Source organism: Streptococcus sp. 2154 (assembly GCF_013277255.1).
Classification (GTDB): Bacteria; Bacillota; Bacilli; order Lactobacillales; family Streptococcaceae; genus Streptococcus; species Streptococcus pseudopneumoniae.
On sequence record NZ_VMMK01000029.1, the window covers coordinates 77446 to 89314 of the forward strand.

Below are 11869 nucleotides of genomic sequence, written 5' to 3' on the forward strand. Positions count from 1 at the left end.
CTTTGATTTTCATTGAGTAAGAAAAATCAGTCCCCTAAAGGAGTAGATTATGAAGTTATTGTCTATCGCCATTCCTAGCTATAATGCTGCAGCCTATCTTCATTACTGTGTGGAGTCGCTAGTGATTGGTGGTGAGCAAGTTGAGATTTTGATTATCAATGATGGGTCTCAGGACCAGACTCAGGAAATCGCTGAGCGTTTAGCCGACAAGTATCCTAACATCGTTAGAGCCATTTATCAGGAAAATAAGGGCCATGGCGGTGCGGTCAATCGTGGCTTGGTAGAGGCTTCTGGGCGCTATTTTAAAGTAGTTGACAGTGATGACTGGGTGGATCCTCGTGCCTACTTGAAAACTCTTGAAACCTTGCAGGAACTTGAGAGTAAGGGTCAAGAGGTTGACGCCTTTGTGACTAATTTTGTTTACGAAAAGGAAGGTCAGTCTCGTAAGAAGAGTATGAGCTACGAGTCAGTCTTGCCTGTTCGGCAGATTTTTGGCTGGGACCAGGTCGGAAATTTCTCCAAAGGCCAGTATATCATGATGCACTCGCTGATTTATCGGACAGATTTGTTGCGTGCTAGCCAGTTCCAACTGCCTGAGCATACTTTTTATGTCGATAATCTCTTTGTCTTTACCCCTCTTCAGCAGGTCAAGACCATGTACTATCTGCCTGTCGATTTCTATCGTTATTTGATTGGGCGTGAGGACCAGTCTGTCAATGAGCAAGTGATGATTAAGCGCATTGACCAGCAACTTAAAGTCAATCGACTCTTGGTAGACCAGCTTGATTTATCCCAAGTGAGCCACCCCAAAATGCGAGAATATCTGCTGAATCATATCGAGATTACGACGGTGATTTCCAGTGCCCTGCTCAATCGAGCAGGTACAGCAGAGCATTTGGCAAAAAAACGGGAGCTGTGGACCTATATTCAGCAGGAAAATCCAGAGGTTTTTCAGGCTATCCGTAAGACCATGCTTAGCCGTTTGACCAAACATTCAGTCTTGCCAGCTCGCAAACTGTCCAATGTCGTCTATCAAATCACCAAATCTGTTTATGGATTTAATTGATATAAGTATTTTATAAGAGGGATTTAAGAAAAATTTTAACTTTTTCTTAGTCCTTTTTAATTTTAGGATATTATACTAGAGTCATCAAATAAAGAAAAACTCTAAGGAGAACCCTATGAAATTCAATCCAAATCAAAGATATACTCGTTGGTCTATTCGCCGTCTCAGTGTCGGTGTTGCCTCAGTTGTTGTGGCTAGTGGCTTCTTTGTCCTAGTTGGTCAGCCAAGTTCTGTACGTGCCGATGGGGTCAATCCGACCCCTGCTCAAGTTGTACCTGAAGAGACATCGGGAACGAAAGAGGGTGACTTAGCAGAAACTCAGGGAGATACTGTTCTTGCTCAAGCGAAACCTGAGGTCGTTGCTGGAAATACGAACTCACTTTCTACACCTACAGAAGTAACTGAAGTGAGCGAGGGGACAAGCCCTTCTCGTCTGGATACACTTTTTGAAAAAGGTGAAGAAGCTCAAGAAAATTCAGAGCTAGCAGATGTCTTAAAAGAGGCTGTAGATACAGCTGATGTGGATGGGAAACAAGCAAGTCCAGAAGATATTAAAAAAGCTGTCGATGAGGATGTTAAAGACAGTATCGATGTCCCAGCGGGCTATCTAGAACAAGCCAAAGCTTCCGGTCCTTTCTTGGCTGGTGTAAACAAACCGCTTAAATATGAACTTTTCGCAGGAGATGGTATGTTGACTCGTCTCTTGCTCAAAGCATCTGACAAGGCTCCATGGTCAGATAATGGTAAGGATAAAAATGAAAAAATTCCACCAGTGAAAAATTTACCTGATGGCAAGTATTACTATCAAGTATCTTTGAATGGTAACACTACAGGTAAGCAAGATCAGGATTTATTAGATACACTTCGTACTAATGGTACAAATACCTATGAAGCTACCCTGACTGTCTATGAAGCAGCCGGTGATAAACCAAATTTGAATAAGGTTGTCAAGGAACGTAAAGTCAATATTACCTTGAACGGTCTTGTAACAAGAAGCGATGTCAAATCTGCAGTTAAAAACAACATCAAAGACAGTATCGATGTTCCAGCAGCCTACCTAGAAAAAGCCAAGGGTGACGGTCCATTCACAGCTGGTGTTAACCATGTGATTCCATACGAACTCTTCGCAGGTGATGGCATGTTGACTCGTCTCTTGCTTAAGGCATCTGACAAGGCTCCATGGTCAGATAACGGCGACGCTAAAAACCCAGCCCTATCTCCACTAGGCGAAAACGTGAAGACCAAAGGTCAATACTTCTATCAAGTAGCCTTGGACGGAAACGTGGCTGGCAAAGAAAAACAAGAACTCATCGACCAGTTCCGAGCAAACGGCACTAAAACCTACAGCGCTACAGTCAATGTCTATGGTAACAAAGATGGTAAAGCAGATTTGACAAATGTCGTAGCAACTAAACAAGTTACTATTAACATAAACGGTTTAATTTCTAAAGAAACAGTTCAAAAAGCCGTTGCAGACAACGTTAAAGACAGTATCGATGTTCCAGCAGCCTACCTAGAACAAGCCAAGGGTGAAGGTCCATTCACAGCAGGTGTCAACCATGTGATTCCATACGAACTATTCGCAGGTGATGGCATGTTGACTCGTCTCTTGCTTAAGGCATCTGACAAGGCTCCATGGTCAGATAACGGCGACGCTAAAAACCCAGCCCTATCTCCACTAGGCGAAAACGTGAAGACCAAAGGGCAATACTTCTATCAAGTAGCCTTGGACGGAAACGTGGCTGGCAAAGAAAAACAAGAACTCATTGACCAGTTCCGAGCAAACGGCACTAAAACCTACAGCGCTACAGTCAATGTCTATGGCAACAAAGATGGTAAAGCAGATTTGACAAATGTCGTAGCAACTAAACAAGTTACTATTAACATAAACGGTTTAATTTCTAAAGAAACAGTTCAAAAAGCCGTTGCAGACAACGTTAAAGACAGTATCGATGTTCCAGCAGCCTACCTAGAACAAGCCAAGGGTGACGGTCCATTCACAGCAGGTGTCAACCATGTGATTCCATACGAACTATTCGCAGGTGATGGCATGTTGACTCGTCTCTTGCTTAAGGCATCTGACAAGGCTCCATGGTCAGATAATGGCGACGCTAAAAACCCAGCCCTATCTCCACTAGGCGAAAACGTGAAGACCAAAGGGCAATACTTCTATCAAGTAGACTTAAATGGCAATACTGTTGGTAAACAAGGTCAAGATTTAATTGATCAGCTTCGTGCTAATGGTACTCAAACTTATAAAGCTACTGTTAAAGTTTACGGAAATAAAGACGGTAAAGCAGATTTGACAAATATCGTAGCAACTAAACAAGTCACTATTAACATAAACGGTTTAATTTCTAAAGAAACAGTTCAAAAAGCCGTTGCAGACAACGTTAAAGACAGTATTGATGTTCCTGCTGCTTATCTTGAAAAAGCCAAAGGTGAAGGTCCATTCACAGCCGGTGTTAACCATGTGATTCCATACGAACTCTTCGCAGGTGATGGCATGTTGACTCGTCTCTTGCTCAAAGCATCTGACAAGGCTCCATGGTCAGATAACGGAGACGCTAAAAATCCAGCCCTATCTCCACTAGGTGAAAATGTGAACACTAAAGGTCAATACTTCTATCAAGTAGCCTTGGAAGGAAATGTAGCTGGTAAAGAAAAACAAGAACTCATTGACCAGTTCCGAGCAAACGGTACTCAAACTTACAGCGCTACAGTCAATGTCTATGGCAACAAAGATGGTAAAGCAGATTTGACAAATATCGTAGCAACTAAAAAAGTTACTATTAAGATAAATGTTAAAGAAACATCAGACACAGCAAGTGGTTCTTTCTCACCTTCTAACTCTGGTTCTAGAGTGACTCCGATGAATCACAGTCATGCTACAGGTGCGACTCATCAAATGTCTACTGACCATAAGGACATGATGGCACCAGCCAAAGAGACTGATAAAGCAATTCCAGCAAATGACCAAATGGAAAAATCAGGTATGAAGACTGAGACTCCAGCTCCAAGTACTACAGATAGCATGCCTGCTGACACCATGACAAGCTCTACCAATACGATGGCAGGTGAAAACATGGCTGCTTCTGCTAATAAGATGTCTGATACGATGATGTCAGACAAGATGATGTCAGATGATAAAGCTATGCTACCAAATACTGGTGAAGCTCAAACATCAATGGCAAGTATTGGTTTCCTTGGGCTTGCACTTGCAGGTTTACTCGGTGGTCTAGGTTTGAAAAACAAAAAAGAAGAAAACTAATCAGCTAAGGAAATAAATGATGGATAGTGGGCTGACTAAGGCTAGTTTACCAACTCAATCAGCTATCAGGACTTTCTTTCAATAGCAGATTAAAATCATCGTAAAACAATAAAAATAGTGTTATACTTAAAGCAGTATAGCACTGTTTTTATCAAAGGAGAGACAGATGGGAAAGACAATTTTACTCGTTGACGACGAGGTAGAAATCACAGATATTCATCAGAGATACTTAATTCAGGCAGGTTATCAGGTCTTGGTAGCCCATGATGGACTGGAAGCGTTAGAGCTGTTCAAGAAAAAACCGATTGATTTGATTATCACAGACGTCATGATGCCTCGGATGGATGGTTATGATTTAATCAGTGAGGTTCAATACTTATCACCAGAGCAGCCTTTCCTATTTATTACTGCTAAGACCAGTGAACAGGACAAGATTTATGGCCTGAGCTTGGGAGCAGATGATTTTATTGCTAAGCCCTTTAGCCCTCGTGAGCTGGTTTTGCGGGTCCATAATATTTTGCGTCGCCTTCATCGTGGGGGCGAAACAGAGCTGATTTCCCTTGGCAATCTAAAAATGAATCATAGTAGTCATGAAGTTCAAATAGGAGAAGAAATGCTGGATTTGACTGTTAAATCATTTGAATTGCTGTGGATTTTAGCTAGCAATCCAGAGAGAGTTTTCTCCAAGACAGACCTCTATGAAAAGGTCTGGCAAGAAGACTATGTGGATGATACCAATACCTTGAATGTGCATATCCATGCTCTTCGACAGGAGTTGGCAAAATATAGTAGTGACCAAACGCCCACTATTAAGACAGTTTGGGGCTTGGGATATAAGATAGAGAAACCGAGAGGACAAACATGAAACTAAAAAGTTATATTTTGGTTGGATATATTATTTCAACCCTCTTAACCATTTTGGTTGTTTTTTGGGCTGTTCAAAAAATGCTGATTGAGAAAAGCGAGATTTACTTTTTGCTTGGGATGACCATCGTTGCCAGCCTTGTCGGTGCTGGGATTAGTCTCTTTCTCCTATCGCCGGTCTTTACATCGTTGGGCAAACTCAAGGAGCATGCCAAGCGGGTAGCGGACAAGGATTTTCCTTCAAATTTGGAGGTTCAAGGTCCTTTAGAATTTCAACAATTAGGGCAAGCTTTTAATGAAATGTCCCATGATTTGCAGGCCAGCTTTGATTCCTTGGAAGAAAGCGAACGAGAAAAGGGCTTGATGATTGCTCAACTTTCGCATGATATTAAGACTCCTATCACTTCGATCCAAGCGACGGTAGAAGGGGTTTTGGATGGGGTTATCAAGGAGTCGGAGCAAGCTCATTATCTAGCAACCATTGGGCGTCAGACGGAAAGACTCAATAAACTGGTTGAAGAGTTGAATTTTTTGACTCTAAATACAGCTAGAAATCAGATGGAAACGACCAGCAAGGACAGTATTTTTCTGGACCAGCTCTTGATTGAGTGCATGAGTGAATTTCAGTTCTTGATTGAGCAGGAGAGAAGAGATGTCCACTTGCAGGTAATCCCAGAGTCTGCCCGGATTGAAGGAGATTATGCCAAACTTTCTCGTATCTTGGTGAATCTGGTCAATAACGCTTTTAAATACTCAGCTCCAGGAACCAAGCTGGAAGTGGTGGCTAAGCTGGAAAATAACCAGCTTTCAATCAGTGTGACCGATGAGGGACAGGGGATTGCCCCAGAGGATTTGGAGAATATTTTCAAACGTCTTTATCGTGTAGAGACTTCGCGTAATATGAAAACAGGTGGTCATGGCTTAGGTCTTGCGATTGCGCGTGAATTAGCCCATCAATTGGGTGGTGAAATCACAGTCAGCAGCCAGTACGGCCTCGGAAGCACCTTTACCCTCCTTCTCAATCTCTCTGGTAGTGAAAATAAAGCCTAAAACCCCTTTACAAATCCAGCTATTCATGGTAAAATAGATTTTGTGTGAAATATCAGCAGGAAAGCATGAAGCTCGTCAACAGGTGTCTTATAATAAGTAACCTTGGCTGTTTAGGCGAAGGGCATCTGCACGAATCAGGGCTTTCTAAGTGACTATTTCCACCGAAATATTATTTATATCAGGAGGACATTCACATGTCACGTTATACAGGACCATCTTGGAAACAATCTCGTCGCCTTGGCCTTTCACTTACAGGTACAGGTAAAGAATTGGCACGTCGTAACTACGTACCAGGACAACACGGACCAAACAACCGTTCTAAATTGTCAGAATACGGTTTGCAATTGGCTGAAAAACAAAAACTTCGTTTCACTTACGGTGTAGGTGAAAAACAATTCCGTAACTTGTTCGTACAAGCTACAAAAATCAAAGGCGGAATCCTAGGTTTCAACTTCATGCTTCTTTTGGAACGTCGTTTAGATAACGTTGTTTACCGTCTTGGTCTTGCGACTACTCGTCGTCAAGCTCGTCAGTTCGTAAACCACGGTCACATCCTTGTTGACGGAAAACGCGTTGATATCCCATCATACCGCGTAACTCCAGGTCAAGTGATCTCAGTTCGTGAAAAATCATTGAAAGTTCCGGCAATCCTTGAAGCAGTAGAAGCTACTCTTGGACGTCCAGCATTCGTATCATTCGACGCTGAAAAATTGGAAGGTTCATTGACTCGCTTGCCAGAACGTGACGAAATCAACCCAGAAATCAACGAAGCACTTGTCGTTGAATTCTACAACAAAATGTTGTAATATTTTATTAAATAAGATAGGCTGTAAAGCCTTGAAATTAAGCACTTTGGGGCGTTTTCCCCTAGTGCTTTTTGATTTCTCTTAGTATCCAGCTATAATCGTCTATACGTAACTAGACCTGTATAGTTCAAAGTGATATAATAGTCTAAAGGAGGTGCTACCATGAATGTTTTAGAAAAAAACACACAGGTAAATTTTAAGACTAACAGAGACTTGTTAGAGAAAGCTAAAGCTATTATCACAGCGCAAAATCTTGATATGACAGCCAGTTTTAACTTGTTTTTAGAACATATTGTAGAAAATAAAGCCTTGCCATTTGAAACTCAAGTAGATAAAGAAAGAGAAGAACTTCTATCAGGGTTGCGTGCTGAAATTGCTCGTAGCTTTGAGGATTTAGAACATGGAAGAACTTACAGTCTTGATGAAGTGAGGGCTAACCTTGGAATTTAACGAGAAGGCATATAGCATCATTATCTCCGAAACGGTACAAGAACAGCTAAGAGGTATTAAAGATTATATCTCAGCTAACTACTTTTCAGAACAGGCAGGAGCAAACACAGTTAAGAATGTTCTTTATGGTTTGGAGCGTCTTGAAGTCTTCCCAGAAGCAGGATTTGATGCTGACGAAAGAGTAGGAGGGATTATATACCCACCCCACAAAACTCGATGCATCATTTTAGGAGATTACCTAGCATTCTATCATATTTTAGAGGACAGAAAAGCTGTCTTTGTATCAGATATTATTCATAGCAAACAGGACTACATCCGCTTGTTCAAGAAAAAATAGCGCCTATATATGAACTGCACCCCAAAAGTTAGATTTTTTCTGTCTAACTTTTGGGGTGCAGTTCAATTGGAATGTCCTTATTTTTATTATGGGATTGACAAATGAGGTTAAGGTTCAGATCTATGAACTTAGAAAGCAAGTACAAATCTTTAATCAGCTTTCAAAAAGATTTTGTGTAGATGTTTCGGGCTAAGGTATGTGACAAGATGAATTGATCGTTATGGAATAGAGAGTGTTAAAAATGGGAAGAATCGTTACTATTCCCCTGAATTAAAACAAGAAATAATCAATAAAAGCCTATATAATAACAAATGTATTAAAACTAAGAAAGACTTAGCTCAGTGTAATACAGAACCAAATCTTATAGATAAATTATTTGTCTAATTTTTTAGGAATTATATCTCTAAACAATATCATTTAACAATTAAATTGTTAGATCTAGCTTAAATTTCTGGTTTAATTCATTTATTGTATCACTATCATTATATTCCTTAAATATTCTCATAGCTTTAGAACATTCTTTTTTACCTAACTCTATTTGATTAGTTTTTATAAGATAAATACCTTTTAGGAAGAGTAAATAATTCTTTTCAAAATAATATCCTTGTCTGGTCAGTAAATTTTCTAAATCATCTATAAAAAATTGAGCGTTATTTAACAAATTATTTTTTAATAATAATTCTAAATTAAATAAATATAAAGGAATTACTCTATGTGTTCCCATATTTGTTTTTAAAAAATGTCGTGTTTTCTTGATTACCGCTCTATATAATAAGCTTATGGTTTTAGTGTTCATAAAAAACACCGAATTATAAAAAATTTTCAGTTCATACTCCATCCAAGTATCTACCGAAAGCAAATACTTTATTATCTCATTGCATTTAGATGTATTATAAGGAAGATTTACAAGGCGATTAATCTGTTGTTCAGCAATCAATTTTATGTGAAAATTGCATAAACTTCTTTCCTGCTTTTGTTTTAGCTCTATTTTCTTTATTAGTTCTTGTAACAAAATGATATCTGAAGAGTTTACAGCATGTTCTAATTCTTCAAAAAAGCATTCTTTTTTGGAATAATAGCAATGAACTAATTCTTCAAATTCCGAAAATGATATCCCCAGGCGATTTAACAATATGTAAAAATGATCAATAGATAATTTTGTAATCCCATTTTCGAAACGAGAAATAGTTGACTCACTAATCTTATCACAAGCCAAATCTTTAAGACGAAAATTTTTTGAAATACGGATATCCTTTAAAACTGCTCCAAAATTTTCCATAGTATTCCTCTTCCATTTCTGCAAAAAATAAAACCTGTTTTTTTATTTGTGATATGATTATACAAAAATAAAACAGAAAGGACAATATGATTATGAAAAAAATTTTATTGTCATCAGTTGCTTTACTGAGCCTAGTGGCAACACTACCAGTAAATAGTCCAGTTTCTGCTCAAGAATCTATCTCTCCCAAGTCTTATAGTCACTCTAATGGCAGTTGGATTCAATCGAATAGCCGTTGGTGGTATAAACACTCTGACGGTTCTTACACTAAAAACGGGTGGGAAAAGATCAATGAAACCTGGTACTATTTTGATAGTGAAGGTTGGATGAAAACAGGTTGGTTTAATGAATATGGAAATTGGTATTATCTAGATACTAGTGGTGCTATGAAAACAGGATGGTGTTTGATTTCTGGTAGTTGGTACTATTTAAATACTAGCGGTGTCATGCAAACTGGCCTACAGACTATCGAAGGAAAACAATATTATTTGGCTGCCAGCGGTGCTATGCAGACAGGTTGGCACAATATTGGAGATGATACTTATTTCTTTGCTAGTAGTGGAGCAAGACAAACGATTAATCGCCGTGCTTTAGTTCTTGGTGAAACATCAACGAGAGCAGTACCTATCGAAGACGTTAATGCTATGGAAAAGGTTTTTGGTAACCAAAACTTTAGTAAAGTTGTTCGTTTCCCAGATAAAACTAAGTCCGAGATTATTGCAAAAACGCAAGAGCTTTTCAAATCTTCTATCGAAAGCGATGTGAACTATCTTTACCTTACTTGTCATGGAGGAAGAGACGGAAGAATCTATCTTGGTAGCGATGGTCAGACATTTTCAGGCTGGGAATTGGCATCTATACTGAAACAATATAAAGGTAAGTTTGTGGTTATGCTGGATTGTTGCTATTCAGGAACAATTATAGATGTAGGTAAGTCAGACAAAAAGGTTGCCTCCAAGTCTGAAGAAAAATTTGATGAACAAGCATTTTTGGCAGGATTTTCAACAGGAGATGTAGCAAGCAAGAATGGTGAAATGCTTGATTCTAAATTCCTCGTACTATGTGCCTCTTGGAAAGGCGAAGAATCGTATAGTGTAGTCGGAGTAGGTAGTCTTGCCACCAGATACTGGGCAATGGGTACAGGTTGGGATTCACTTCAAAATAGAATGATTTCGCCTATGGCAGACACCAATACTAACGGAAAAATTACTTTAGAGGAACTGTATCAATACTCTTATCCTCTAGTCCTTGAAGCTGCATCACAAATTCACGAAGAGCAACATGTATCAGTTTATCCTAAAAACAGTCAATTTGTTTTATTCCAAAAATAAGGAGTTAAGAAAATGAAAGTATCAAAAAAAATCACACTATTTGGTTTATCTCTAGCAGGTCTAGCTTTATTAGCTTTCCCTCATTCAGGTCAAGCCTTTGAGTTGGAAGAAGAATGGGTTATTAAGGGTGGGGTTAAGTATCAAGATGGCAAAATTCTTCGATTTAACAATGGCCATGAAGTGGATATCAAAGTCTTGGATTTGCCAAAAACTGAGAAAATCGAGTGGACGGTTAGTCTCAATGGTCAAGATCAGACTATCAATTTCCTAGGTCAAGAGAAGGACAAATCTATGGTCGGTACAGAGGGGCGTTACCTGAATTTCTATGTACCTTATGGCTATAGAGGAGATATCAAGGTAGAAGCCAAGAGCGGAAATGAAGTAAAGACCTGGTCCACTAAAGTAGTAGATGATGTATATAATGATGGCGGAAAGAGTGGTTACTTCCGTATTGACGAATCAAATGATCAACACACCTACCTTGATGCAAAATGGGACTATCAAACTAAGACCTACACTGCTACCTTACCAGAGACTCTCAATGGTCAAAAAGTGTTTGCTTGGGAAGACGACTATGTAGAATTGAAACTTCAAAAACCAGGAGTTATCAGTCATTCCTACAGAGGGGGAGGAGCCTTCAAAATACTTTATCCGATTCTAAAAGCAGAAAGCTGGCTAAAAAAGAATTACAGTGAAAAGTGGTACTATCAAAAACAAGGTCAATTAGTTAAAAATGCTTGGGTTAAGGACAAGGGAACTTGGTACTTTATGAATGATAAAGGAGTCATGTTCAATCAAACTTGGCTCTATCAGGGTGGCAACTGGTATGCCTTTAAATCATCAGGAGCTATGATTGCTAGCAATTGGCTATATGATAATAACTCTTGGTATTACCTAAAGGACTCAGGTTCTATGGCGACAGGTTGGATCAAAGATAGTGGATCTTGGTATTATCTAAACAACTCAGGTTCTATGGTAACAGGATGGGTAAAAGATAGTGGATCTTGGTACTACCTTGCTTCAACTGGTAAGATGCTTCACAACACCTATACACCTGATGGTTACTATGTAGATGCCAGTGGCGCTTGGAAATAAATTTTAAACAGAGAAAATCTACTGAGAAGGTAGGTTTTCTTTTTTAGTCAGTGAATAATATATAGTAGATTGAAACTAGAATAGTACATCTGGACTTCTAAAACATTACTAGAAATTGATTTGATTGTCCTGATTGATTTGTCCTATTTTTATTTCATTTTACTATAGAATAAAGTAGATCAGAAATTTAGCAGGGTTATTCTCTTTTACTAACAATCTGCTTACAAAAATTAAACAAGAGTATTTTAAAAATTAGACCCATTGTGAACTTTAGTAGTAAACAAAAATCTGGGAAAAAAGTTTTATAGTCATTTAGTTTT

10 protein-coding genes and 1 pseudogene are annotated in these 11869 nt (G+C 39.0%); 10 read left to right on the forward strand and 1 reads right to left on the reverse strand.

Annotation, left to right across the window (positions count from 1 at the left end; translation table 11 throughout):
- The first annotated feature begins 49 nt into the window (after nt 1–49).
- The 8 genes and pseudogenes from HT693_RS05560 to HT693_RS11970 form a co-directional block, all read left to right on the forward strand.
- Complete coding sequence (locus HT693_RS05560) at nt 50–1066, forward strand: glycosyltransferase family 2 protein (RefSeq protein ID WP_000771879.1); 1017 nt, start codon at nt 50–52, stop codon at nt 1064–1066.
- A 115-nt stretch (nt 1067–1181) separates the two neighbouring features.
- The gene (locus tag HT693_RS05565; RefSeq protein WP_172925002.1) at nt 1182–4337 is read left to right on the forward strand and encodes a PavB family fibronectin-binding SSURE repeat adhesin; all 3156 of its coding nucleotides are present in this window, start codon (nt 1182–1184) and stop codon (nt 4335–4337) included.
- Nucleotides 4338–4503: 166 nt separating this feature from the next.
- A complete protein-coding gene (locus HT693_RS05570; protein ID WP_000520643.1) occupies nt 4504–5202 on the forward strand; it encodes a response regulator transcription factor in 699 nt (232 codons plus the stop codon).
- Nucleotides 5199–6251, forward strand: coding sequence for a HAMP domain-containing sensor histidine kinase (locus HT693_RS05575; protein ID WP_172925004.1), 1053 nt, complete (start codon nt 5199–5201; stop codon nt 6249–6251). Before HT693_RS05570 ends, HT693_RS05575 begins: the two co-directional genes overlap by 4 nt.
- A 194-nt stretch (nt 6252–6445) precedes the next feature.
- Nucleotides 6446–7057 (forward strand): 30S ribosomal protein S4, encoded by a 612-nt coding sequence (gene rpsD / locus HT693_RS05580; RefSeq protein ID WP_000092760.1) that lies wholly within the window; start codon nt 6446–6448, stop codon nt 7055–7057.
- Between the two features lie 162 nt (nt 7058–7219).
- Nucleotides 7220–7507, forward strand: a complete 288-nt coding sequence (locus HT693_RS05585) for a type II toxin-antitoxin system RelB/DinJ family antitoxin (protein WP_023939238.1) — start codon at nt 7220–7222, stop codon at nt 7505–7507.
- Complete coding sequence (locus HT693_RS05590) at nt 7497–7844, forward strand: type II toxin-antitoxin system RelE/ParE family toxin (RefSeq protein WP_000395510.1); 348 nt, start codon at nt 7497–7499, stop codon at nt 7842–7844. The genes HT693_RS05585 and HT693_RS05590 overlap by 11 nt, the downstream gene beginning before the upstream one ends.
- An 88-nt stretch (nt 7845–7932) precedes the next feature.
- Nucleotides 7933–8144 (forward strand): annotated as a pseudogene (locus HT693_RS11970) (IS3 family transposase); the annotation flags it as partial.
- 124 nt (nt 8145–8268) lie between these two features.
- Here the strand turns inward: HT693_RS11970 and HT693_RS05595 are convergent.
- A complete protein-coding gene (locus tag HT693_RS05595; RefSeq protein WP_000427006.1) occupies nt 8269–9123 on the reverse strand; it encodes an Rgg/GadR/MutR family transcriptional regulator in 855 nt (284 codons plus the stop codon).
- Between the two features lie 92 nt (nt 9124–9215).
- On the opposite strand from HT693_RS05595, the gene HT693_RS05600 reads away from it, so the two are divergent.
- Nucleotides 9216–10454 (forward strand): caspase family protein, encoded by a 1239-nt coding sequence (locus HT693_RS05600; RefSeq protein ID WP_000722389.1) that lies wholly within the window; start codon nt 9216–9218, stop codon nt 10452–10454.
- A gap of 12 nt (nt 10455–10466) precedes the next feature.
- The gene (locus tag HT693_RS05605; RefSeq protein ID WP_000868697.1) at nt 10467–11549 is read left to right on the forward strand and encodes an N-acetylmuramoyl-L-alanine amidase family protein; all 1083 of its coding nucleotides are present in this window, start codon (nt 10467–10469) and stop codon (nt 11547–11549) included.
- The last annotated feature ends 320 nt before the right edge of the window (nt 11550–11869 follow it).

Coding starts and splice junctions, on each gene's coding strand:
- HT693_RS05560 (WP_000771879.1), top strand. CDS start 50: ATGAAGTTATTGTCTATCGCCATTCCTAGCTATAATGCTGCAGCCTAT.
- HT693_RS05565 (WP_172925002.1), top strand. CDS start 1,182: ATGAAATTCAATCCAAATCAAAGATATACTCGTTGGTCTATTCGCCGT.
- HT693_RS05570 (WP_000520643.1), top strand. CDS start 4,504: ATGGGAAAGACAATTTTACTCGTTGACGACGAGGTAGAAATCACAGAT.
- HT693_RS05575 (WP_172925004.1), top strand. CDS start 5,199: ATGAAACTAAAAAGTTATATTTTGGTTGGATATATTATTTCAACCCTC.
- rpsD (WP_000092760.1), top strand. CDS start 6,446: ATGTCACGTTATACAGGACCATCTTGGAAACAATCTCGTCGCCTTGGC.
- HT693_RS05585 (WP_023939238.1), top strand. CDS start 7,220: ATGAATGTTTTAGAAAAAAACACACAGGTAAATTTTAAGACTAACAGA.
- HT693_RS05595 (WP_000427006.1), bottom strand. CDS start 9,123: ATGGAAAATTTTGGAGCAGTTTTAAAGGATATCCGTATTTCAAAAAAT.
- HT693_RS05600 (WP_000722389.1), top strand. CDS start 9,216: ATGAAAAAAATTTTATTGTCATCAGTTGCTTTACTGAGCCTAGTGGCA.
- HT693_RS05605 (WP_000868697.1), top strand. CDS start 10,467: ATGAAAGTATCAAAAAAAATCACACTATTTGGTTTATCTCTAGCAGGT.